23 protein-coding genes and 2 pseudogenes are annotated in these 22,924 nt (G+C 64.9%); 16 read left to right on the top strand and 9 right to left on the bottom strand.

Going from position 1 to position 22,924, the window contains the following annotated elements:
• Positions 1–50: 50 nt before the first annotated feature.
• Positions 51–1,454, bottom strand: a complete 1,404-nt coding sequence (locus NT132_RS04200; protein WP_297785228.1) for a sugar transferase — start codon at positions 1,452–1,454, stop codon at positions 51–53.
• Between the two features lie 428 nt (positions 1,455–1,882).
• Between NT132_RS04200 and NT132_RS04195 the strand changes: the two genes are divergently transcribed.
• From NT132_RS04195 to NT132_RS04180, 4 genes are all read left to right on the top strand, one after another.
• The gene (locus NT132_RS04195) at positions 1,883–2,713 is read left to right on the top strand and encodes an aldo/keto reductase (RefSeq protein ID WP_297785225.1); all 831 of its coding nucleotides are present in this window, start codon (positions 1,883–1,885) and stop codon (positions 2,711–2,713) included.
• Positions 2,714–2,772: 59 nt separating this feature from the next.
• Positions 2,773–3,858: an alkene reductase gene (locus NT132_RS04190; RefSeq protein ID WP_297785222.1), complete on the top strand. Its 1,086-nt coding sequence runs from the start codon at positions 2,773–2,775 to the stop codon at positions 3,856–3,858.
• 265 nt (positions 3,859–4,123) lie between these two features.
• Positions 4,124–4,330, top strand: a complete 207-nt coding sequence (locus NT132_RS04185) for a hypothetical protein (RefSeq protein WP_297785219.1) — start codon at positions 4,124–4,126, stop codon at positions 4,328–4,330.
• Positions 4,331–4,347: 17 nt separating this feature from the next.
• A complete protein-coding gene (locus NT132_RS04180) occupies positions 4,348–5,739 on the top strand; it encodes an O-antigen ligase family protein (protein WP_297785216.1) in 1,392 nt (463 codons plus the stop codon).
• A 346-nt stretch (positions 5,740–6,085) separates the two neighbouring features.
• Here NT132_RS04180 and NT132_RS04175 read toward each other — a convergent pair whose 3' ends face one another.
• Positions 6,086–7,798 carry a sialate O-acetylesterase gene (locus NT132_RS04175; protein ID WP_297785255.1) on the bottom strand — a complete coding sequence of 571 codons (1,713 nt, stop codon included), beginning with the start codon at positions 7,796–7,798 and terminating at the stop codon, positions 6,086–6,088.
• Positions 7,799–7,993: 195 nt separating this feature from the next.
• On the opposite strand from NT132_RS04175, the pseudogene NT132_RS04170 reads away from it, so the two are divergent.
• Positions 7,994–8,203: pseudogene (locus NT132_RS04170) on the top strand (IS3 family transposase); the annotation flags it as partial.
• Between the two features lie 32 nt (positions 8,204–8,235).
• Positions 8,236–8,429: pseudogene (locus tag NT132_RS04165) on the top strand (transposase); the annotation flags it as partial.
• Between the two features lie 61 nt (positions 8,430–8,490).
• On the opposite strand, the gene NT132_RS14355 reads toward NT132_RS04165, so the two are convergent.
• The 3 genes from NT132_RS14355 to NT132_RS14350 form a co-directional block, all read right to left on the bottom strand.
• A complete protein-coding gene (locus NT132_RS14355) occupies positions 8,491–9,438 on the bottom strand; it encodes a glycosyltransferase (protein WP_366940353.1) in 948 nt (315 codons plus the stop codon).
• Entirely contained in the window at positions 9,435–9,647 is a 213-nt protein-coding gene (locus tag NT132_RS04160; RefSeq protein WP_297785252.1) for a DapH/DapD/GlmU-related protein, read from the bottom strand. The genes NT132_RS14355 and NT132_RS04160 overlap by 4 nt, the downstream gene beginning before the upstream one ends.
• Positions 9,648–10,125: 478 nt before the next feature.
• Positions 10,126–10,440, bottom strand: a complete 315-nt coding sequence (locus tag NT132_RS14350; RefSeq protein WP_366940357.1) for a transposase — start codon at positions 10,438–10,440, stop codon at positions 10,126–10,128.
• A gap of 195 nt (positions 10,441–10,635) precedes the next feature.
• Between NT132_RS14350 and gmd the strand changes: the two genes are divergently transcribed.
• The 3 genes from gmd to NT132_RS04140 are packed head-to-tail and all read left to right on the top strand — an operon-like array spanning position 10,636 to position 12,929.
• Positions 10,636–11,664: a GDP-mannose 4,6-dehydratase gene (gmd, locus tag NT132_RS04150; protein ID WP_297785210.1), complete on the top strand. Its 1,029-nt coding sequence runs from the start codon at positions 10,636–10,638 to the stop codon at positions 11,662–11,664.
• Positions 11,661–12,644: a GDP-L-fucose synthase gene (locus NT132_RS04145; protein WP_297785207.1), complete on the top strand. Its 984-nt coding sequence runs from the start codon at positions 11,661–11,663 to the stop codon at positions 12,642–12,644. The genes gmd and NT132_RS04145 overlap by 4 nt, the downstream gene beginning before the upstream one ends.
• Before the next feature lie 18 nt (positions 12,645–12,662).
• On the top strand, positions 12,663–12,929 hold the full coding sequence (locus NT132_RS04140) for a Dabb family protein (RefSeq protein ID WP_297785204.1): 267 nt from the start codon (positions 12,663–12,665) through the stop codon (positions 12,927–12,929).
• A 10-nt stretch (positions 12,930–12,939) separates the two neighbouring features.
• On the opposite strand, the gene NT132_RS04135 is transcribed toward NT132_RS04140, so the two are convergent.
• Positions 12,940–13,431, bottom strand: coding sequence for a DUF4916 domain-containing protein (locus NT132_RS04135; RefSeq protein ID WP_297785201.1), 492 nt, complete (start codon positions 13,429–13,431; stop codon positions 12,940–12,942).
• Between the two features lie 91 nt (positions 13,432–13,522).
• Here NT132_RS04135 and NT132_RS04130 point away from each other — a divergent pair, with 91 nt between their 5' ends.
• The 5 genes from NT132_RS04130 to NT132_RS04110 all read left to right on the top strand — a co-directional run bounded on the left by NT132_RS04130 (position 13,523) and on the right by NT132_RS04110 (position 18,390).
• Positions 13,523–14,833 (top strand): UDP-glucose/GDP-mannose dehydrogenase family protein, encoded by a 1,311-nt coding sequence (locus NT132_RS04130; RefSeq protein WP_297785198.1) that lies wholly within the window; start codon positions 13,523–13,525, stop codon positions 14,831–14,833.
• Complete coding sequence (locus tag NT132_RS04125; protein WP_297785195.1) at positions 14,830–15,222, top strand: hypothetical protein; 393 nt, start codon at positions 14,830–14,832, stop codon at positions 15,220–15,222. Before NT132_RS04130 ends, NT132_RS04125 begins: the two co-directional genes overlap by 4 nt.
• A 241-nt stretch (positions 15,223–15,463) precedes the next feature.
• Positions 15,464–15,877, top strand: coding sequence for a hypothetical protein (locus tag NT132_RS04120; RefSeq protein WP_297785192.1), 414 nt, complete (start codon positions 15,464–15,466; stop codon positions 15,875–15,877).
• A gap of 103 nt (positions 15,878–15,980) precedes the next feature.
• Complete coding sequence (gene galU / locus NT132_RS04115; protein ID WP_297785249.1) at positions 15,981–16,874, top strand: UTP--glucose-1-phosphate uridylyltransferase GalU; 894 nt, start codon at positions 15,981–15,983, stop codon at positions 16,872–16,874.
• A gap of 211 nt (positions 16,875–17,085) precedes the next feature.
• The gene (locus NT132_RS04110; RefSeq protein ID WP_297785190.1) at positions 17,086–18,390 is read left to right on the top strand and encodes an HNH endonuclease signature motif containing protein; all 1,305 of its coding nucleotides are present in this window, start codon (positions 17,086–17,088) and stop codon (positions 18,388–18,390) included.
• Between the two features lie 84 nt (positions 18,391–18,474).
• Here the strand turns inward: NT132_RS04110 and NT132_RS04105 are convergent, their stop codons facing one another.
• On the bottom strand, positions 18,475–19,236 hold the full coding sequence (locus tag NT132_RS04105) for an endo alpha-1,4 polygalactosaminidase (protein ID WP_297785246.1): 762 nt from the start codon (positions 19,234–19,236) through the stop codon (positions 18,475–18,477).
• Positions 19,237–19,418: 182 nt separating this feature from the next.
• Between NT132_RS04105 and NT132_RS04100 the strand changes: the two genes are divergently transcribed.
• The gene (locus NT132_RS04100) at positions 19,419–20,039 is read left to right on the top strand and encodes a hypothetical protein (protein ID WP_297785187.1); all 621 of its coding nucleotides are present in this window, start codon (positions 19,419–19,421) and stop codon (positions 20,037–20,039) included.
• Positions 20,040–20,170: 131 nt separating this feature from the next.
• Here NT132_RS04100 and NT132_RS04095 read toward each other — a convergent pair whose 3' ends face one another.
• A complete protein-coding gene (locus NT132_RS04095) occupies positions 20,171–20,314 on the bottom strand; it encodes a hypothetical protein (RefSeq protein WP_297785184.1) in 144 nt (47 codons plus the stop codon).
• A 38-nt stretch (positions 20,315–20,352) separates the two neighbouring features.
• Positions 20,353–20,742, bottom strand: a complete 390-nt coding sequence (locus NT132_RS04090) for a hypothetical protein (RefSeq protein WP_297785181.1) — start codon at positions 20,740–20,742, stop codon at positions 20,353–20,355.
• A 181-nt stretch (positions 20,743–20,923) separates the two neighbouring features.
• Here NT132_RS04090 and NT132_RS04085 point away from each other — a divergent pair, with 181 nt between their 5' ends.
• Positions 20,924–22,924, top strand: coding sequence for a VWA domain-containing protein (locus tag NT132_RS04085; RefSeq protein ID WP_297785178.1), 2,001 nt, complete (start codon positions 20,924–20,926; stop codon positions 22,922–22,924).

Raw genomic sequence — 22,924 nt, 5'->3', positions numbered from 1 at the left:
TCTTGTCACGGCATCTCTTTCCTTAGGCATTGCAGGCGCGTGCTGCAGATCTAGTGCGCGGAGTCACCTGGTGACAGGACGGCGCGCGCGGTCTTCGCCAAAATTGCCAGATCGCCTGCAAGGGACCAGTTTTCCACGTAGTAGAGGTCGAGGCGGACTGCGTCCTCCCAACCAAGACTCGACCGACCGCTTACCTGCCAGAGCCCGGTCAGCCCAGGGCGGGCGAGGAGGCGGCGCCGTGCCGCGTCCGTGTACAGGGCGACCTCGGCTGCGATTTGCGGGCGCGGGCCAACGATGCTCATCGATCCGGTAAGGACATTGAACAGTTGCGGGAGTTCGTCGAGCGAGTATCTCCGGATGACACGACCGACTGCGGTGATACGTGGGTCGTTCTTGATCTTGAACAGCGGCTTTTCGCTCGTCCCTTGGGCCTCAAGGAGCCCCTTCAGCTCCCGCTCAGCGCCGACGCGCATCGAGCGAAACTTCAGCATGTAGAAAGGGCTTCCATGTTGACCAATCCGCTGTTGCCTGTAGATCACTGGTCCATGGCTAGTGGTCATGACGGCGATTGTTACGGCGATTAGGATTGGAGAGAGAAGAACAATAAAGATCGAAGCCGTGAAGACGTCAAAGGCGCGCTTCACAAACTTTTGCCCTAGCGAGAATCGTGGCGTTTCGACATGAATCAGCGGTAGCCCAGCAACAGGGCGCGTATGCAGTCGCGGACCAGCGACGTCGATGATGCTGGGGGCAAGCACAAGATGCTGGCGGCCCGCCTCAAGCCCCCACGAAATTTCCTTGACCTTATCGACGGGCAGTTCGTCCGTGCTTGTGATCACGACTGTATCTGCGTCTATTGCGTCCATTGCCTCGTGGACGGCGGTTACATTGCCCATCACGGGAATATTCGTTCCCTCGATCGTCCCGGCGATGCGCCCATGCGGTATGCAGGCGCCTACAACGACGTAACCAGACCTCGGCGAGCGCGCCAACTCGTGGGTTATCTGACGGACGGATTCCTGAGATCCGACGAGCAGCACCCGAGCCGACCATTCGCCGCTCGACCGCTTCGCGACGAGCCATTGGCGCCACAGCCAGCGTACGACGAGCAGTACGAGTACCCCGAGCGGGAGGCTGATCAGTAGAAAGCCCCGCGCCACGTCGATCCGGGCAAGGAACGCAACAATCGCGATGACCCCGAACAGGCGGACGCTCGAGGTCGCAATGCGCACGTATTCCGTGGAACCGCTTCCGATTACGCGGTAGCTGCGAGAGTCGCTCCACGAGAGAGCGCCCATCCACAAAACGACCAGCAGGGTCGAGAATGCCCAGTAGGAGATGTCGCTGAGGCGGTTGTCCTCAGTAATGGACAGCTGGGCGTTGCCAAGGCCGAACCAGGCGATCTGCGTGCCGAAGACGACCCAGATGATGGCGAGCAGGTCACTGACGATCAACCGTCGCCGATACCGGTGCCGCCAGTCTGCCTGTCGGGGGGCTCTCGGAGTGCCGCCGGAGGGATGGCGGCCTTCACCTTGTTCTCCCCCGTCAACGCGAGCGGGAGTATTCCCTCCGGACGTTGAGATGGGAGACATATCGATCAGCGACTCCTTCGTCGCATCGACCTGTGAGTCGGTCGACACAGCGTCCCCCTTCGCGCTCTCGTCGTCACTGTCGGCTCGAAAGCTAGCAGCCGATTGTGACGGTGGTGTGTCGCGTGAGTGATCTAGCGTCATATTGATGGTGCCCCCGGTCGATGGTAGCTGGCAGGGGCGCCGCCGTTCGGGGGACAGGACCACAGATGTCTGTGGCCGCGGGCCCTTTTCGACTCGCTTCGCTCGTGCAACGACCCCGTGAAGGACGTGACCGGTGAGAAACTGGAGGGATGACGATCCCCCTCATCTCCCTCAACGACGGTAACAGCATCCCGCAGCTCGGCTTCGGGGTCTTCAAGGTCGACCCGGCAGAGACCGAACGCATCGTGACCGAGGCGCTCGAGGTCGGCTACCGGCACATCGACACCGCTGCGGTCTACGGCAATGAAGAAGGCGTCGGACGCGCGATCGCCGCATCCGGCATCCCGCGCGACGAGCTGTTCATCACGACGAAGCTGTGGAACTCGGAGCAAGGCAGCGATACGTCGGGTGCCGCGCTCGACACCAGCCTGCAGAAGCTCGGCCTCGACTCTGTCGACCTGTACCTCATCCACTGGCCGCGCCCTGATCTCGACCGCTACGTCGACACGTTCCGCGTGATGGAGCAACTCCGAAGTGAGGGACTCACCCGCTCCATTGGTGTCTCGAACTTTCACCAGCCGCACCTGCAGCGCATCTTCGATGAGACGGGCACCGTGCCCGCGGTCAACCAGATCGAGCTGCATCCGGGCTTCGCGCAGCGTGAACTGCGTGCCTTCCAGGAGCCCCTCGGCATCCACACCGAGGCCTGGGGCCCGCTCGGGCAGGGAAAGTACGACCTGTTCGGTGAGAAGGCCGTATCGGCCGCGGCCTCCGCACACTCGGTCGCCCCCGCCCAGGTCGTGATCCGGTGGCACCTGCAGCAGGGCATCATCGTGTTCCCGAAGTCGTCGACCCGCGCTCGGATGGCGGAGAACTTCGATGTTTTCGGTTTCGAGCTCACCGATGCGGAGATTGACGCCATCAACGCGATCGACCGCGGGCAGCGCGTGGGTGCTGACCCGGATACCGCGACGTTCTGATTCGACGCGTGCGAGACGGGCCGCGGAATGATCCTGAACGCGCGGGGGTTGCGGCCTAGGTGAATCTTTACGAACCCGCCAGCTTCGGCGCTCTTCAACTGTCCAACCGTATCGTCATGGCACCGCTCACGCGCCTGCGCGCCGGCGCCGACGGGGTGCCGAACGAGCTACTCGTTGAGCACTACGCGCAGCGCGCCGGCACCGGCATGATCGTCACCGAAGGCACTTGGCTCGTTCCCGAGTCACGGTCGTACCCGGGGCAGCCCGGCATCTACACCCAGGCGCAGATCGACGGATGGCGCCGCGTCACCGACGCCGTGCACGCCGCGGGAGGCACAATCGTCGTGCAGCTCATGCACGGTGGCCGCGTCTCGCACACGGGCATCACCGGCACCGCGCGCATCGTCGCGCCGAGCGCGATCGCCGCCGGGGGAGCGACTCATCTGGCCGACGGGACGAAGGCCGACATGCCCGTCCCCCACGCCCTGCTGACAGACGAAGTGTCCGAGACCGTCGAGGTCTTCGTGCAAGCCGCGCGGAACGCCATCGCCGCCGGCTTCGATGGCGTCGAGGTGCACGGTGCGAACGGATACCTCATCCACGAGTTCCTCGCACCGACATCTAACGTCCGCGGCGACCAGTACGGCGGGTCACCCGAGAACCGCTCCCGCTTCGCGATCGAAGTGACCAGCGCGGTCGCCGCAGCCATTGGCGCCGATCGCACCGGCATCCGGCTGTCACCGGAGCGCAACATCCAGGGCGTGATGGAAGAGGACGCGGCCGACGTGTGGGCGACCTATACCGCTCTCACCGAGGGGCTCGCCCCGCTCGGTCTCGCGTTCGTCGACGTGCTCCACCACGAGCCGACCGGCGACCTGGTGCAGCACATTCGCCGCACCGTCGGCGCGCCGTTCATCGCCAACACGGGCTTCGCCACGCCCACCACTCGGGAGGAAGCGACCGCGATCGTCGAGGGCGGATGGGCGGACGCGATCGGCATCGGCCGCGCCGTGATCGCCAACCCCGACCTCGCGCACCGCTGGCAGCACGAGGCGGAGCTGAACGAGCCGCGGCCGCAGCACTTCTACGGCGCCACCGGCAAGGGATACATCGACTACCCGACGCTCGCTGAGGTTCGCGGCTGACGATCAGGTCGCTTCATCGCGCTGCGGACGATCGCGGGTTCGGCAAATTTCGGTGATTCAGTGAGGATTGGCAAACGCACCTAACTGAGGGTGTAGGGGCTGAACTGATTTCGGCGTTTCGGTGAGGATCGGAACTGTACCTAACTGAGGGAGATTGGGCCTGTCGAGGGCTGAACTAAGTTGATTGACCGTGCGATCGGTGCCCTGACTGTTTCCTACGCCTGCCCGTGAAGCATGGGTAACGGCGAGCCGCTACCATTCAGTCATGACCGACCAGTCCAGCCCCGACTCCGACGACGGTCTGGTCTACATCCAGATCGGGGCGTTCTTCGCGCTCATAGGCTTGATCGCCCAAGTCCTCTTCGACCCGGGCAGGGTGGAATGGGGATGGTACGAGATCGGTGGTCTCGTGCTTGGCGTGCTCGCTCCCGTCGTCTTCTGGTTGTACCGCTCGGATAGTCGGCACCGCTAAGCGAAAGGCGAATCACGTTGCCCCTATTCGCTGGCGCGTTCATAGCTATCACCGCGATCGTGTGGATTGTCGCCCTGGGCACACTCACGCGGCGCGGCCTAATCAGTAGGTCCGGACTACTCCGGGCTGGCCTCTGGGTCACGGTGGCATCCGGTGGAACGATCACCGTACTGCGGCGAATCGAGCTCGACGCAGTGGCAAGTCAGATCGTCCTGGTAAGCACTGCAGTACTGCTGTTCATCGGGGCGATATCACTCTTCGCACACCGACGCGGCGAAGGGAAATTGAACCGAGCCTTGCTCGTCGTCACGGTGATCTTGACGATCCTCGAGCTGGTCTACATGTTCCTCGCTGGAGGCCCCATCGCGAGCCACGTACAAGAAGAGTCCTCGCTTGCATTCTTGCCGCTGTTCGTGTACCTCGTGTATCAAAGCGGGTCCACCCGAGAGCAACTACTGCGGCTGGCGGGTAGCGCTGCCGCCGTCATCGTTACAGGCAGCGTCCTGCTGGCCTTCATCTTGCCTGATTTCGCATACGCGCACTTTCAGAGCGACCAGCGACGCGTCCAGGTACTCGGGCTCATGTGGAGGTTGGGGGGTCTCGCGCCTCACCCGAACTTGCTCTCCCTGACCGCGCTTGTGGCGATCGTCATTGCCTTCGCCGTGCGGTCCCGGATGAGGTGGGTTGTCTTCGCTATGTCCTTGCTGGCCCTCGGACTCGCGGAGTCGCGAGTAGCGATCGTCTCGCTCGGTGTCGTCGCGGTCGTCGCCTGGTTCTTCCGAGGCGGATCCGTCGTCGGCCGAGCGCTCGTCTCCGCTCCTGTCATCCTTATCCTTGTCTGGCTGATCGCCAACCTCGTCCCGAGCGAGGATGCGAGCGTGCTGACCTCCGACCTGGCCACGAATGGACGATTCCGGGTGTGGGCGCTCGTTGAGGGCTACTTCTGGCAGAACCCACTACAGGGATACGGTCCATTGGCTTTCCAGCCAGACGGCACTTCGCCATATCTCGATGCGGGATTGCTTCACGCCCACAATCAAATCCTCCAAGCGGTCGCAGAGACGGGTCTCCTCGGCGGTCTCCTCACTGTGGTGATGCTCGCGATCTTCGTTTTCATGGCGCTTCAGCGCCCGATACGCCCGGTGTATCCCGCGCTGGTCGCCGCATTCCTGGCCAGCTCTCCGACTGAGCCATTCCTGTCCCTGCACCTGTACGGGATGAACTTCGCGGTCGTTCCGGCATTCCTGTTCATCACAGCGATCATGTCGACGGGGATGAAATCGGAGCCGGCGCCCGAACTGGGTGCGCCGGTCGCAGCCGTGAGGAAGCCGGCCGGCCGTCAGGTGGGACGGGCCCCTCACGGCCACGTCGTGCACCTGACGGCCGGCGTTCGCGACAGCCGCGGCTAGGGAGTTCCGTACCGCTGCTGACAGAAAGTCCGCAGCGCAGCCAGTTCGGCCGTGGTCAGCTGGTGATCGTAGAGGCGAACCGCGACAATCTCGACCGACGCGAACGTGTCGACGGCGGGGCCACCCGATCGAGCAGACCCGGCGAGGACGATGCCGTTACGGGCATTCGTTCCCGTGCCGCCCGACGCACTTGCGCCGTCTGCATAGGCCGTCCCCATCGCGGCAGTACCCCCTGCGAACAGACCGGCCACGAGTTGGAATCCGCCGTCTGCGGATACTCCCGAGCTGCGCAGCGACCCGGCATTGATCGTGAACACGTTCCCCGACGACGGGTTGTAGACCTGAATCAGCGCGGGTTCTGACCCGACCCGATGACCGGAACCGCCTCCCCGGATGAAAGCGTGCCGCCCGTGTGCTTCACGATCGCGACAACAGTCTCCGCGCCGGTCGTTGCATACGGGCTGCTGCTGTCTGCGAGGAAGTCGTTCACCCCGTCGAAGACGAGCGCGGGCTGTCCGTTCGCAGCATTCAGCTTCAGGGTGGGCCTCGCTCCCGCCGTCGCCTGAGTCACATCGGGCCCGCTGAAGCCGCTGCTGTCGGGGACGGATGTAACCACTCCACCGTCCGACACCCCGGTCACCGAGGCCGCCGAATACTCCCGGAGCAGCCCGCTGCGCATGTCGGCAACCATCCCAGTCGTCGCTGTGACGGTGTTGGAGGCGGCGCTCGCGCCACCCGCGTTGAGAGCGACGATCCGGTACTGGTACTCGGTCACGAACTCCGGAACTGTCACCGTGCCCGTTGTGCCAGTGATAACCGGCCCCTGTGTCCAGGTGGCATCGACCGGTTTCTTGTACTCGATGCGGTAGCTAGTCGCCGCGTCGTGGTTGCTATCTGTGGCCGGTGCAGCCCACGCCAGCGGCTGCACGTTGCCCGTGGCGGAGCCCGCGTTCAGCCCGGTGGGAGCGTTGGGCGTCCGCTTGAGCGTGACTGTCGCCGAGGCGCTCCATGCCGACACGCCCTCCTCGTTCACCGTCCGCACCTGCACCTGAACTGTCTGGCCGAGCGTCTGCCCGGTCAGTGTGGCAACGGGTGCCACGGACTGCGCCCGCGTGAGACTAGCCCACGTCGACCCACCATCTGTGCTGTATCGCACGTTGAAGTCCGTCGCGCGGCACAACGGCGTCGCCCACTCTGCCGTGAGCGTGGTGCCCGCCTGCGTCAGCGACACTGAGCCGGGCGTGACCGGCGCCTCGTGAAGCACGTTCGCGAACGCCACCGGGAGCGCAGCGAAGTAGTTCTTCGCTAGGATCCGCTGTCCGCCCGCGCTGAAGTGAACCGCGCCATTCAGCGGATCGGAGTTCCCCGAGGGCACTGCTGCGGCGACACTTACCCGGAGGTTGCGTCGAGGCGCGTCGAGCACCGCAGCGTCGATCACCTGGGACGAACCGAACGCCCGCTGCTCCGCCGTGAACCGGCCGACGACCATAGGGAGATCGGGCGACACCGCCGCCCGGAACTTCGCGAGCATCGCGTCGAAGTCCGCGGCGTACTGCGCAGTGGTGCGACCGTTGGATGCGTCCTGCTCACCCTGGTGCCAGAGAGCAAAGGGGATGCGGACACCAGGGCCGGCGGCAGCGACAGCTGCGGCGACAGCGGCGATCGTGGCATTCAGGAGACTATCTGAGCCGGTGGTGGTAGCCGCCCAGTTCCGCGTCCCGCCGCGGGAGTCGGGCGTGGAGAGGCCCGTACCTCCGAACCCGCACGGCACCAAGAGCACCTTCCGCGCGTATGGGAGGGTCGCGGCATACTGCCGCGCGAAAGGCAGCGCGAAACTCATCCCCGGGGGCGCTGTCGCGATCGACGCGTCCTGCGCGTACTGCGACATGGGCTCGCCTGCACGGACGATTTGACGCGCGTACGCCCCGCCGGAGGGGAATGCGTCGACACGCGAGTCCTGCACATCGAAACGGACGGTGTCATATCCCGTACCCGCCCCTGCAGAGTTCGACTGTCCGAAGACGGGGATGATGTCGTATCCCGGCTCGCCAACAGGCACAAACTTGGTCGTTAGGGCCTGTCCGATGTCGGACTCGTCGTCCTCGATCCCCTCAACGAACCCCGAACTATGGTGAGACACGTCGAGGTCCTCGGTTGGAGCAGCAGTTGGCGCTACTGATCCTCGGGGACCTCGACCCCTACCCGCCCGAACTCACCCGGCGAGCCTCACCCCCACCGGAAGTCCGAAGAGCCGGACAACGCCGCCATGGAGAGCTTTTGGTCGCTCCTTCAAACCAACGTCCTCAACCAGCAGCGCTGGGCCAGCCGGCAGGACCTGCGGTTCGCGATCGTCGTCTGGATCGAGCGGAAATACCACCGCCAGCGAGCCCAGGACACCCTCGGCGGGTTGACGCCCATCGAGTTCGAGGCCAAGCTAACCGAGCCGCTCACACTCGCGGCCTAAACCGAATCTGTCACCAGTTCGTTCTTCACGCCCAGCAGCGCGCCGCTGACATGCTCGCGTCCTTCGACCGGACGGCACGAGCAACGGACCGACCGAGGCGATCAACGGCCAGCTCGAACACCTCCGCGGCTCCGCCCTGGGCTTCCGCAACCTCACCAACTACATCGCACGGAGCCTGCTCGAGTCCGGAGGATTCAGACCCCGACTACACCCTCAAACGCGATGAGCCGGATAAGGTCACCAGTAGCCACCAAAACTAGAACCTATTCCGCGGGGCGGTCAAGTTGTCAGGGATTCGCTCGCTCCCCGTTTGATACGTATGCGCGTCCTGTAGCATGCATCGCTCGCTGTAGCTGAGCTCGGCCGAAAACACCACTGGCGCCCACGATGACGCACGACCACGAGGGCATTCTGCGCAGCGATAAGGCAGCACTCAAGACCGAACGCACGCCGGAAAAAGAACGAGACTGCAGCGAATAACGCAATGTTTGAGCAAATAGAAAATCGACGGCGGTTTGGGGGTGCCAGTCCTCGGCTACCGAGAGATACCAATTGAGGGAATCTCTCCAGTTTGCGCTTGCGGATATCGAGTTGGCAGAACCCGTCCAATACCGAACCAGAGGCTTCTGCAATTGAACAAACTGGACCCCTGGGACACGGCCAACACGCACAAGCCAGTCCCAATCTTGATGTCGACGAAGCGAACTATTCCACTCAGTCCGCAGAAGAAGCTCGCGACTTGCGAGAAGCGTTGAAGTGAACATCGACGCTCTGCCAATGGACGCACTTCGGCGGCGGAACAGGTAGTCCTGAATATTTTGGCCTTGCGCAATGACATCGACGGGCACAACGCGTTCGGCTAGCGAAGCCCCGTGCTGGATGACCTGGCAACTCACAATGGTCAAAGGGTCACCCTTTCCCAAGGCGTGGAGCTGATGCTCAAGCTTGGCGGGGAGCCACTCGTCGTCATCGTCTAAGAAGGCTACGAGATCGTGGGTGGCGGCCCTTACCCCGGTTGCACGTGCGCCACCGCCGCCCTTCCCGCCGCCAGTAAGAATTATTCGATCACAACGATCTGCAATTCCTTCCGGGATTATAGAATCGGGACCAACGTCAGCCACCACAATTATCTCTATATTCGAGCGGTCGACTGTCTGGCGCTCAACGCTTTCCACTGCGGCGGAAAGCGTCGACCTGAGCATGGTCGGAATAACGACCGAGACCTTCGTGCTCACTGGAGGTTCCTCAGCACTCGTGCCGGGACGCCTCCTACCAGAGTGTGGGGATCGACATCTCTCGTGACCACCGCGCCCGCAGCCACCACTGCACCGTCACCGATAGTGATGCCCGGCAAGATTATCGCACCACTACCAACCCACACTCCTTCGCCGATAGATATTTCACCGAAGGTCGACTTGCCGGCGCGGACCCGGGGATCCTCCATCTCGTGCGAGCTAGTGAGCAATTGCACGCCGACCCCGATTCCCGTGCGGGCCCCCACCGTCACAGGAGCCCAGTTGTCGATCACGCAGTTGACGTTAATAGTAACTCTGGGCCCCAGCCGCAGATGATGAGATCGAGCAAATACCCCGCCAAATACCCTGGCACTGGAAGAAATTCGGGCTCCGCAGACTCTGTAAATAGATGTACGTAACACTATTGGAATGAGCGTAGAGGCGGCAGCATTCATGACGTATGAGGCGGCAACGCGCCGCATTCTCCCACTCAGAATTAGTGCGCTGCGCTTTGGATCGCTGACTACGCGAGCTAGGCGTGACTGATACGTCTGACTCATACACCCACCGTCTGTTGTCTATCGAGATCAGAGGCAAAACCAGCCATGACGTGCGCGCGCTCTGTGCTCTGATGGGCCACGTGCTATGCGCTTCGTCGGCACGGACAGTATTGACGAGTCCGTCCCCTCAGGTCAAACTCAGGTTGAACCGCGTCTGCTCCGGTTGGGCGAGGGGAATGAATCGGGCTACTGAGGGGTGCGAGGAACGGATAGGTTGCCACTTGACCTGCTCTTCCAGTACCCGCAGCCCGCGCCGCAGCTCGACGAACTCTTTGTGCCTGGTCGTCAGACCGGGCTTGCGGCCGGTATCGAACGCGTCCCGGTTCATCCAGTTCCATAGGGAGGACTCGCTGATCCCGAGATCACGGGCGGTCTGGCCGACCGGGTTCGCCTGCGCGACCAGGTCCAGGGCTCGACGCCGGAACTCCGGCGAGTGTTCAATAGGTATCTCACGTACTCTCTGAGACGATCATCGCCTCAACCCAGGTGTCCGGAAAAGCGGGTCAGCCTCCCGTTCCTGAAACATGGTTGTTCGATCCATTGGATACACTGCCGTCGTTGTCGTATAACGCCGCCCGAGCGTTGGTTGCTGAGCCCGGGCGTCGCCGTCATGAATACTCGAACTGGGGATCTCTAGTTGGCTAAACGTGCACTCATCACCGGCATCACGGGCCAAGACGGTTCGTACCTCGCCGAACTGTTACTTTCGAAGGGCTATGAAGTACATGGCCTAATCCGCCGTGCCTCAACGTTCAACACCCACCGTATCGACCACCTCTACAAGGACCCGCACGACCCGAACGCGAAGCTCTTCCTCCACTACGGCGACCTCAGCGACGGTGCACGCCTCGTCACCCTCATGGCGCAAATCAATCCCGACGAGGTCTACAATCTCGCCGCGCAGTCACACGTGCGCGTTTCGTTCGATGAGCCCGAACACACCGCCGACACCACAGGTACGGGCACGATTCGACTGCTTGAGGCGGTTCGGCTATCCGGTGTCGAAACGCGCTTTTACCAGGCGTCCACCTCGGAGCTCTACGGCGCGACGCCTCCCCCGCAGTCCGAGACCACCCCGTTCTACCCGCGCTCGCCCTATGCCGCGGCGAAGCTGTACAGCTACTGGATCACGAAGAACTACCGCGAGGCGTACGACATGTTCGCGGTGAACGGCATCCTGTTCAACCACGAATCCCCTCGCCGCGGTGAAACCTTCGTGACGCGCAAGATCACGCGCGCCGTCGCTCGCATCAAAGCTGGCGTGCAGAAGGACATCTACCTCGGCAACCTCGACTCGATCCGTGACTGGGGCTACGCCGCGGAGTACGTCGAGGGCATGTGGCGCATGCTCCAGGTCGATGAGCCCGAGGACTTCGTTCTCGCGACGGGTGTCGGCCTCACGATCAAGGACTTCCTCGAGACCGCGTTCGGCCGAGTCGGGCTGGACTGGCAGGAGTTCGTCAAGTTCGACGACCGCTACCTGCGCCCCACCGAGGTAGACGCGCTCATCGGAGACCCGTCGAAGGCGGCCGAGAAACTCGGCTGGGTTCCCACTATCGATGGGAAGGAACTGGCCAAGCTCATGGTTGACGCCGATGTGGAAGAACTTGAAAAGGGCTCCGACTATCGCGACACCGTGAAGCTTGCTTCGTGGGGAACCGCGTGAGCACCGCGATCGACGGTGTCGACTACTCGCCGTCGGAGCTAGACCGCGATGCGACGTTCTACGTCGCCGGGCACGGTGGGCTCGTCGGATCCGCCATCTGGCGCCGCCTCGAAGCAGCCGGATTCGAGAACATCGTCGGGAAGACCTCAGCCGAACTCGACCTGAAGAACCGCGACGCGGTGTTCGAGTACATGGGCTCGGTCAAGCCGAGGTACGTCGTGCTCGCTGCTGCGAAGGTGGGTGGCATTCTCGCCAACTCGACCTATCCCGTCGACTTCCTCTCCGACAACATGCGCATCCAGGTCAACGTGCTCGACGCTGCCCTGGCAAACGACGTCGAGCGGGTGCTGTTCCTCGGGTCGTCCTGCATCTACCCGAAGATGGCCGGACAGCCGATCCGCGAGGACTCGCTGCTCACCGGCCATCTGGAGCCGACGAACGATGCCTACGCGATCGCGAAGATCGCCGGCATCCTGCAGACCCAGGCGGTTCGTCGCCAATACGGTCTGCCGTGGATCAGCGCCATGCCGACGAACCTCTATGGGCCGAACGACAACTTCTCGCCGAAGGGTTCGCACGTTCTTCCCGCGTTGATCCGGCGGTACGACGAAGCGGCGAAATCCGGGACATCCTCGGTGACGAACTGGGGCACCGGCACACCGCGTCGTGAGTTCCTGCACGCCGATGACATGGCCGATGCCTGCCTGCACCTTCTTGAGCACTACGACGGTCCGGATCAGGTGAACGTCGGTACGGGGTCAGACGTCACGATTCGGGAGATCGCGGAGACCATCGCGGGTGTGACGGGCTTCGAGGGCGAGACGGAGTGGGACACCACGAAGCCCGACGGCACCCCGCAGAAGCTGTTGGATGTCTCCAAGCTGGCCGACGCCGGGTGGACGTCGAAGATCTCACTTCAAGAAGGTCTCGAGCGCACCGTCGCCTGGTACCACGACCACGTCGATTCCATCCGCGAGTAACGCGTGTATCGACACATCGTGCTCTTTCGAGTGCACGGCGATGTCAACGACGAGCGAGTGACCGAAGCCCTCACCCGGCTTCGGTCACTCGCCGTCCTGCCCGGCATCGAACAGTGGCGAGTTGAGCTGTCTCTCGACGCTCGCAAGGGCCGCATCCTTGTCGAAGACGGATCGTTCTCCGATCACGCCGCCTTCGAGCGTTTTCGCCAGGATGCTCGGCACATCGAGGTGGGACGGTACATGGCGACGATCTCGGACTGGTGGAACGGGGACTATGTCGTGTGACGGCGACTCGTCACTCGGCGAGCCCGAGACGCTCCAGGAGCTCGCCGCAACCCGGCCAGAGATCACGCGGAAGGTCACCGAGTGGGAAGTGGGCGAAGTCGATCGCCTCGTTCTGCGGCTCCGGGGTCCCGTCCAACGACAGCACGAACGACAGCCCGATCGCATGCTTGCGCGGGTCGTTCCCGAAGACCGTCCCATCAGTGGGGGCGATTTGCGTCGGGAACCACTCGTAGACGTAGTCGGGCTGCGGATTCAGCGGCAGCACCGGCACCAGATTGACCGTATCCGCGGCGTGACGGCGAATGGCCTGGGCGATCGTCTCCCCGCGCAGAATGCGGCCCCCCAGGTGGCACCACACCGGTCCATGCGGCGAGTCTCGCAAGATGAGCCCCACCTCACGCACCCCGTCGACGTCACGAACCGGAACGAAATCGACGCAGGCGATCGGCATCGCTTCTTCGATCTGCAGATACAGCGCCTCGGGTAGGTAGCTCACGGTCATCTACTCCCTCGCGTCGAGTACTCGAAACACAAGTCTGATATCAACGAATAGCCGACTAAATACGTCGGCACCCCAACTTACGAGGAGATCCATGCGTCTGTCTGTCATCGGCTGCGGCTACCTCGGCGCCGTGCACGCCGCCGCGATGGCGTCGATCGGTCACGACGTGGTCGGAATCGACGTCGACGAGCGGAAGATCGAATCGCTTTCCAAGGGGGATGCGCCGTTCTTCGAGCCTGGTTTGCAGGAGATTCTCACGGCGGGAATCGCGTCTGGAAATCTGCGCTTCACCACCGATATGTCTCAGGCCGCAGGGGCCAAGGTGCATTTCGTCGGCGTCGGAACTCCGCAGCAGAAGGACAGCTATGCGGCAGACCTCACGTACGTGAACGCCGCCGTTGATGGGCTACTGCCGTACCTGGCGGAGGGCGACATTGTCGCAGGTAAGTCGACGGTCCCGGTCGGGACGGCGGCGTCGCTCGCTGAGCGCGTCAGCCCCACGGGCGCCCCCCTCGTGTGGAACCCGGAGTTCCTGCGCGAAGGGTACGCCGTGCAAGACACGATCGACCCCGACCGTCTGGTTGCCGGCGTCCCCGCGGGCGAGGAGGGTGAGCGAGCCGCATCCGTTCTCCGCGAGGTGTACCACCCCTCTGTCTCGAAGGGCACGCCTTTCATCGTCACCGACTACGCGACCGCAGAGCTTGTGAAGGTCTCGGCCAACGCGTTCCTGGCGACCAAGATCTCGTTTATCAACGCCATGGCCGAAATCGCAGAGGTTACCGGGGCCGATGTCACCCAGCTCGCCGACGCCATCGGGCACGACGCCCGCATCGGTCGGCGCTTCCTCGGTGCCGGCATTGGCTTCGGCGGCGGGTGCCTGCCGAAAGACATCCGCGCGTTCTCCGCACGCGCTGAAGAGCTCGGTCGCGGTGAGTCCGTCGCGTTCCTCCGTCAGATGGATGAGATCAACCTGCGTCGGCGCGAGCGCGCCGTGCAGCTCGTCGTCGACGGCCTGGGCGGGTCGGTGTTCAAGAAGAACATCACGGTGCTCGGTGCCGCCTTCAAACCCCACTCAGACGACATCCGCGACTCCCCCGCCCTCGATGTGGCGGTAAAGCTTCACGGCCTCGGCGCCTGGGTCACCGTCACCGACCCCGCCGCAATCGAGAATGCTCGCCGCATCCATCCGCAGTTGAACTACGTCGAAGACACGGACGAGGCCCTGCGCGGCGCGGACGCTGTCATCGTCGTCACGGAGTGGGACGAGTACCGGCGCGAACTTTCTCCCGAGCACGTGGCGACGCTTGCCACGGGGCGTGTCATCGTGGACGGGCGCAACTGCCTGGACGCGGCCGCGTGGCGCGCCACGGGGTGGGAGTACTACGGCATGGGAAGGCCGTGACATCCGCGGCCGCCGGACCAACCGACACGAATCCTGCGGCGGTTGGCGGGTCGAGCGCGGCCACGCAGGACGAGCACATTGACGAGCAGCCTCGGAAGCCGCAGGCACGATGGGGCCGCATCCTCACCTGGGCTGGGCTCGGCGCTGCGCCAATCGCCATCGGACTGCTGGCGGGTATCTGGGCACCGTTCACCGCACCGTTCGTTGCCTTAGCGTGCTGGGCAGTCGAAAGCGCGATCGCGGCGTTCATGCGAGCGTGGGCGCACTACGCCGACCGAAACCAGCCACGCAAGGTCACCATCGACGGGTGGGGCAAGCTCTTGGGAGCTGTCGCGAGTCTGAGCGGCGTCGTCGGGATAATCTGGGCAGCGTTCGGCCTGACCGGCTGAGGAGACAGCTGTTTCGGACGCATCCGGCTCTGGTCAACGACGTCGAGACGGACGTTGGGGATGGGGACGCGGGTGAATCGCGATATGACGGGCGCTCCGCTGCACCTTTCCAAGCAGCGACGGCCGCGCGTGACGGTGGGATGGTTGGTTGCCGTTGCATCGGTGTTCGCGCTCGGGGGGCTGCGCCACTGTCGCTGTGTCCGAGTCGGCTGCCACACCATCTGCGAGTCCCACCTGCGCGGTGGCCGCGCAACCGGGCGTCGAGCCGCCGGACGGTTGCACCGTCTACGACCCCGAGGTCAACATGCAGACCAACGAGCAATATCGCGAACGCATGCCACTCACCGACGCCGGGGCGCAGGCGGGAGCCGCACTGGCTGAGGCGGCCTCGGGCGCACTGACCGATCTGCGTGCATCGGGCGCCACGCTGGACAACGATGCCGTGACCGCTGCGCTCGCCTCGGCGGGGCTCGATCCCCGCGGCGTGCAAGTCCAGGCGCAGGCGGACAGCATCCTGTTCGGTGCGGTGTTCACGCCCGGCGATGGCACCGGCGTCGCGGGATGCATCTTCGGTTCCGTGAGTTCTTCCGCCGTGTCGGTCGACGTGGGTGGCCTCATCATGGACGGCGGCTGCCTCCCGGCGGTGGGCCACTGAGACCCACCGCTCGAACACAGCAGAAGAGGGATAGGTCGCCCGTAACAAACACGCGATCGAAACGCTCCGTTCACGTTGTTTCCCTAGCGTTCTGAATGTGACCATCACTCCTGGCATCAAGACCGTCATCCCCGCAGCAGGGCTCGGCACGCGCTTCCTACCGGCAACCAAGGCGATGCCGAAAGAGATGCTGCCCGTCGTCGACAAGCCCGCCATCCAGTACGTGGTGGAAGAAGCGGTCGCCGCAGGGAGCGACGACGTGCTGGTCATCGTCGGACGCAACAAGAACGCCCTGGCAAATCACTTCGACCGGGTGGCCGAGCTCGAGCACACGCTCGAGAAGAAGGGCGACGCGGCGAAACTCGAGAAGGTCATGGCCGCCAGTCGGCTCGCCGACGTTCACTTCGTGCGGCAAGGCGACCCGCTCGGGCTCGGGCACGCGGTCCTTCGCGCCAAGAAGCACGTTGGCAACGAGACATTCGCCGTCTTGCTGGGCGACGACCTCATCGACGCACGAGATCCGCTTCTGACGCGCATGATCGACGTGTCACGCGCCCAGTCGGCCACCGTGATCGCACTGATGGAGGTCGAGCCCGATCAAATCCATCTGTACGGCTGCGCCGCCGTCGACGAGACGCCCGAAAGCGATGTCGTGAAGGTGAAGTATCTCGTCGAGAAGCCGTCCGCATCCGATGCACCGAGCAACCTCGCCGTCATCGGCCGCTACGTGCTCAAGCCCGAGATCTTCGAGGTGCTGGAGCAGACCCAGCCGGGCAAGGGTGGCGAGATTCAACTCACGGATGCTCTCGAGGCACTGGCTGCGGACGAGTCGCTCGCCGGCCCGGTGCTGGGAGTGATCTTCCGCGGCCGCCGCTATGACACCGGCGACCGTCTCGACTACATCAAGTCGAACGTGCTGCTCGCTCTCGACCGGGAGGATCTCGGGCCCGCGCTGGAGTCGTGGCTGAAAGAACTCACGGGCCGGCTGAGCGCATAGCTGCACGGATCCGAAGCCCGCAGCATCCTTGTCCGTCGTCGACGGCACGCGCCCGGCGGGATCCGCATGTCCGCCGCTGATTCGATGTCGGAGGTCAGTGCGACACTGTTCTCAGAGCCGAACACGACTCTTCAGAACGACAGTCCCGCCGAGTGCCCGCGGCGGAAGAGGTGGCACAAGCCAGCGCCGCCTCCGACCGAACGAGGGCACGATGCGCGACGACGGACACATCGCATTCAGCGACCAGGACTTCGCCGAGCTCGTCCAGATCGCGCACGAGATCGAGGTCGCGCAGACCCAAATCGCCGCCGGGCAGGCAGCGCAGACGAGAGCCCTCGCGCGGGCATTCGCGCTTGCACAGAAGCAGGCCGCCGGCCAGTCCGCCACCGTGCGCGCCCGCGACATGGCACTGCGGGCCATCGCCGCCGAGGCCGCCGGCATCATGCGCACGAGCGATCGATCCGTGCAGCGACAGATCGGTGACGCCGTCGAACTCGTCGAAAGCTACCCGGCCACGCTCGCCGCCTGGGAGCGCAACGAGATCACCCGCGGCCACGTGAACGTCATCACTCAGACCGGCAGCATCCTCCCCCACGGCGACCGCACCGCGTTCGAAACCGCCGCACTCGAGGTGTGCAAGAGAGAGACCCCGGGCCGCGCGAAAGGTCCGCTGGGGCTCATGGCCGAGCGCCTGCACCCGCGCACGATCGCCGACCGCCACCACGACGCCCGCCAGCAACGACGTGTCACGGTCGTCGAGGGGCGCGACGGTATGTCCGACCTGATCGCGACGCTCCCCACAGTGCTCGCCGTCGCCGCCTACGACAGACTCACCGCGCAATCGCGCGCGATCATCGACGCCCGCCGTTCACCAGAGGCCGACGAGATCGTCGCCTCCGACAACCGCACCACCGACGAGATCCGCGCCGACATCCTCGCTGACATGCTGCTGACCTCGGTCCCCGACGCCGACCCGACTGCCGGTGACGACGGGCCCGGGGCGCTCGGTGCCATTCGGGCTCGGGTCCAGGTCGTCGTCCCGGCACTGAGTCTGCTCGGAACCGACGACGGGCCGGCAGAACTGGTCGGTCACGGTCCCATCGACCCCGACACCGCCCGGCGTCTCGCCGGCTGCACCTCGCATCCGCTCGAACGAATCCTCACCCACCCGGTGACGGGTGCCGTGCTCCACGTCGACACCTACCAGCGCACCGCGGCGATCGACCGCTATCTCAGAGCACGAGACCAGCACTGCAGATTCCCCGGATGCCGCATGCCCGCCGTCAGATGTGAGGTCGACCATACGATCGACTACGCCCTCGGCGGCAAGACCTGCGCCCGGAACCTCTGCCACCTCTGTCAACGACATCACAGCATGAAGCAGTTCACCGCCTGGAGAGTGCGACAGCTGGCCGGCGGCGTCTACGAATGGACCTCCCCGCTCGGCAAGGTCTACATCGACGAGCCACCCATCCCCATCACCTTCATCCCCGACGACGAACCCGCGCCATTCTGATCCGCGACTTCCCGGATCCGGCCCCCGGTTCCCCGTGTCGCGGGGAAGGAAACAGACCCCCGTCGATCGAGTCTTGGACCGCGCCTACGGGCAGAGCTCGAAGACGTACTCCGCCGCATCCGGGGTCACCAGACCGCGATCGCGGAGTACCACGGACGCGGGCACCGACTCGTCTGCGCAGACGTCGGTGAATGGCCGGGGGAGCTCGTCCGTGTACTCGATGTCGATCACGCGGTCGCCGTACACGTCCGTGTAGCTGCCACACTCGTCGTAGGCCGCACACTCCTCCACCACGGCGAAGTCGAACCCGGCGTCGGCGTGGAGGCGAGCCGCATCTTCGGCGGCGTTCTTCTGCGCGGCGGCAAGACCGACCGCGTGCGCCGCGTCGACCAGCATCCGGGCCAACCCCAGATTGTCGTCGAAGGTCAACAGTCCGTTCGAGCGCGTGTACGAGTCGAGGTTGTCGAACTCGACCGCGTCAAAGCCGGCATCCGCGCAGCCACGGATCCATTCACCGACGCGATCGGCGATCGCCTCGCGCCCCGCATCGGTGCGGGTGTCGAGCAGCACTTCGTCCGGCCAATCGGGATCGATGACGTCGTCGCCGGTATCGGGATCGCGCAGCACCTGATCGTCGGACCACAGGTCACGCTCGCCCGGCTGGGTCTGGAATCCGTTGAGACAGCAGATGGAGTAGGCGCCCTCTGCGGGGTGCTCGGTCCTGTCTCGAGCGATGATCTCCACCCGCGGGTCGGGGTCGTACGCCCCGCCCAGTTGATAGTCCGGCGCGGCGCCGACCGGGGGCAGGTCGATCGCGGGCGACGAGGGGGTGCACCCGGCGAGCAGCAGGGCCGCCGCAGCGAGTGCGGCCGCAGCCCGGGCTCGATGATTCCTGCTCGATACGTGACCTTCTTCCCAGCGCTGAGCCGTCTCCCATTGTTGTCACTGCTGCCCCGCAATACCGATATACATAAGCCAGGGGTCTAACTCGTCGCACCTCCGGCACCCTCACCGCCACGATCAGCGGCGTGCTGCGTGCCGGCGAAACCGTCACCGCCACCACCGGGGGCACGCTCGCCCCGGCACCGACCGGGCTCACATACACCTGGTTCGCCGACGGGGTGCCGATCGGCGGTGGCGCATCACTGACGGTTCCCCGCTCGGCGGCCGGCACCGCGCTCTCCGTGCAGGTGACCGCATCCCTCGACGGGTACGCCCCGGTGCGGGCGACGTCGACTGTGGCGCAGATCGCACCGCTGCCGACCTTCTCGCTCGGTTCCAGCACGGTCGTCGCCGGCGGCACCGTCATCATCTCCGGCACCGGCTTCGCCGACACCACACCCCTGACCGTCGAACTCCACTCCATCCCGGTAGTGCTCGGGACGCTGGTGCCGTCCGTCGGCGGCGCCGTGCTCGGCTCGTTCACGATCCCCGCATCGACCCCTCCCGGAGCCCACACGGTCGTCATCCTCGCCGCCGACGGCACCACCCTCGCCAGCGTGGCCGCGACGGTGACGGCACCGGACGCCTCGGGTTCGGCGATCGCAGGCACGGGCTTCGGCGGCGAGCTGGGCGGGTTCACCGCGATCGCACTGCTGCTGGTCGCGGCGGGGGTTATTCTCACCGCGGTGCGGCGGCGCCGCGCCTGACGACGGTGTCGCGGATGCGGCTGTCCTGGTGCGGATCCACATCCGGGGTCGTCCGAGAGCGGGGCAATCGAGCCACACGGCAGGAAGGGATCACTCCCGCGGCCTGTCCCCCTGCCGCGGGAGCGATCCGGTCAGTAGACGTCGTTCCCGCAGTACGGGCACGTGTACGGGTCGCTGACGTGGAACTGGTCTTTGAACACCGTGTGGCCCCGTTGACATGTGGCCTGCACGTTCCAGTTGCCCGTCGACGTCTTGGATGCCTCAGTCTTGAACATGAATCTCACCTCCTCCGCCGCGCAGAGTGGGCTGCCCACTAGACCTGGTCGCGGCCGAGCAGTTCACCCTCGAGCTGATCGGCGATCGACAGCACGCGCACCATCGGCTCGACCAGTTCGTTGGCGTCGAGGTTGAGCAGCGGTACCGCGTTCGTGACGTAGGCGTAGTCACCGATGACGACGATCCCGCCGACGATCATGTCGCCCAGACGTGTTGCTGCGCGGGCGATATCGACCTCGCCCACCGGACCGATGGGCGAGTTCACCCGGATCCACTCGACACCCTCGCTGTTCTTGTCCCACGCCACGAAGACCAGCTGGCTACGGAGGCCACCCGTGTCGAACACGAGCTTCAGGAGGGTGTCATTCACCTCCTCGTACCGGTAGTTCGCGGCGATGAAGCCTTTGGTGTCTGCCCACGTTGCCATGTCTCTCCCCCATCGATCGGAGCTCGGATAGCGAAACCGTAACGGCCTCGTCGGGCAGTGGGCGATGGGCGATATTCCCCATCGTGTGGGCGGTCTATCTCGCCATATCCTGAGCCCCAGGGGGGATGAGGTGCCGGAACACGCTGCGCGACGACCATCGCTGGGCCGAAAACCCCTGCTCATGTTCCTCACCGGCCTCGCGGTCACCGCGTCGGTGACGACCGGGCAGATGCCTTCCGCAGAAGCCGCCTCCGATGTTCCTTCGATCGTCTTCATCCTCGACGCTTCAGGCTCGATGGTCCGCGAGACGGCCAGTGGCGAAACCCGCATGGATGTCGCAAAGCAAGCCACGATCGACACCGTCGAGGCGTTGTCCGACGAGGCAGAGGTGGGGCTGCTCGTCTTCGGCACCGGGACCGGGAACACCGACGCCGAGCGGGCCGCGGGGTGCTCGGACGTGAAGACGCTCGCACCCCTCGGCACTCTCGACCGAGCGGCGATGGCGGATGCGGTGGACTCGGTCGCCGCCTCTGGCTTCACCCCCATCGGCCCCGCACTGCGACGGGCGGTCGACATGCTCCCCGACGGCGAACCGGGCACGATCGTGCTCATCTCCGACGGAGTCGACACCTGCGCCCCACCGTCCTCCTGCGAAGTGGCGTCCGAACTTCACCGCGACCATCCGCTCGTGACCATCAACGTCGTCGGGTTCGGCGTCGATGAAGACGAGGCCGCGCAGCAGCAGATGACGTGCATCGGCGGCGTCGGCGGCGGCACCGCGGTGTCCGCATCCGACCCCGCACAACTCCAATCACGCCTGCGTGCGGCAGCCTCATCGAGCACCGTACTCAGCGAACGCGGCATGAACGGCGTCGCCCTCGGAATGAGCCTCGACGAGGTGCGATCCCGCGTCGACGGCGCGAAGGTCTCAGACCCCGAAACCGTCGATGGTGTCGAGATCGTCTTCGTCGAGTGCGGGTGGGGAACGGTCGAGCTGCACGACGACCGCGTCGTCACCATTCGACCCCAGAGCGCCGAGAGCGGGACGGCGGAGGGCATCGTCCCCGGCGACACCGCCTCCCACGCGCAGGCCATCTACGGCGACCCCGTCGACGAAACGACCGCCGGCGGCGAGCGCAGCGTGGTGTTCCAGACGCGACCCGGGAGCCCGATCGGGTACCGCATGACCCTCGACGGATCCGGCCGGACGATTACGCGGATCATCGTGTGCAGGTGCGTTCCCGTTGATGCGGTATCCACGCGCGTGGGGGATTGGGAGATCACCTTCGACAGCGTCGGCCCCCTGCAACTGGGAATGACCCTGGATGAGGCCCGGGCCGTCATGCCGACCCTGTCCGTCATCTCCGAGACCTCTGCCGCGGCGAACGACACCTCCGGCGCTCAGTGGCTGTGGGCGGAGTTCGATCCGGCACACGGACTCACGGCTGTGCGCATCAGTGCGCCCATCAGCAACGACACCGAGCTGTCCACCGCAGGGGCGAACCTGCCCCACGCTCGAGGCATCCGCATCGGCGAGACGGGCGGGACCGCCGCCAACACCTATCCCGGCGGGATGTACTCGATCATCCAGGTGCTCGGCACACCCTCGTACCAGCTGACCGATCGGCGCGGGCATCTGCTCACCTTCTGGGCCACCGGCGATGTGGGCGGCGACACGGTCGCACGCACGCGTGCCGGATCGATCTTCGGAATCGACCTGGAGGACGCATCTTTCACCCGCATTCCGTTCGAGGCAGAGGACACCGTCGTCGAAGAACCCGGCGCCGCCTCCCTCCCCGGTCTGCCGGCCGAACTCGACGGCGAATGGTGCACGCGCTCGAGTTCGACGTGCGTGTCATTCGCCGACATCAGCGACCAGTACCCCTCGGCCTGGGTCGACTCTTCGGAAGCATCCGAACGTCCCGGGGCGACACGGTACGCGATCTGCCTCCTCGCCGACCTCGACGACGGGTGCACGATGGCCGCGACCATGCTGTTCGACTACTTCCCCGTCGGCGCGGACTGGGACTGCGAGGCGTTCGCCGCAGCCACGGGGTGGCCGGGGTGCGAGTCGGATTTCTCGTCGGCCCACGATTCGAGTCAGCCACGGTTGGTCCAGGTCCTCAACCACCAGCAGGGCGACCGGTACATCGACACAGAGCCGATGTACCGCGCCGACTGA

The sequence above is a fragment of the Microbacterium sp. genome (assembly GCF_026393345.1).
GTDB lineage: Bacteria > Actinomycetota > Actinomycetes > Actinomycetales > Microbacteriaceae > Microbacterium.
The sequence above is the reverse complement of the archived record's forward strand: the minus strand, read 5'-3'. Positions and strand labels throughout refer to the sequence as shown.

What these genes read in the sequence shown, in the direction of transcription:
- NT132_RS04195 (WP_297785225.1), top strand. Translation starts at nt 1,883, where the DNA reads ATGACGATCCCCCTCATCTCCCTCAACGACGGTAACAGCATCCCGCAG.
- NT132_RS04185 (WP_297785219.1), top strand. Translation starts at nt 4,124, where the DNA reads ATGACCGACCAGTCCAGCCCCGACTCCGACGACGGTCTGGTCTACATC.
- NT132_RS04160 (WP_297785252.1), bottom strand. Translation starts at nt 9,647, where the DNA reads ATGGAGGATCCCCGGGTCCGCGCCGGCAAGTCGACCTTCGGTGAAATA.
- NT132_RS04135 (WP_297785201.1), bottom strand. Translation starts at nt 13,431, where the DNA reads ATGACCGTGAGCTACCTACCCGAGGCGCTGTATCTGCAGATCGAAGAA.
- NT132_RS04130 (WP_297785198.1), top strand. Translation starts at nt 13,523, where the DNA reads ATGCGTCTGTCTGTCATCGGCTGCGGCTACCTCGGCGCCGTGCACGCC.
- NT132_RS04110 (WP_297785190.1), top strand. Translation starts at nt 17,086, where the DNA reads ATGCGCGACGACGGACACATCGCATTCAGCGACCAGGACTTCGCCGAG.
- NT132_RS04095 (WP_297785184.1), bottom strand. Translation starts at nt 20,314, where the DNA reads ATGTTCAAGACTGAGGCATCCAAGACGTCGACGGGCAACTGGAACGTG.
- NT132_RS04090 (WP_297785181.1), bottom strand. Translation starts at nt 20,742, where the DNA reads ATGGCAACGTGGGCAGACACCAAAGGCTTCATCGCCGCGAACTACCGG.
- NT132_RS04085 (WP_297785178.1), top strand. Translation starts at nt 20,924, where the DNA reads ATGTTCCTCACCGGCCTCGCGGTCACCGCGTCGGTGACGACCGGGCAG.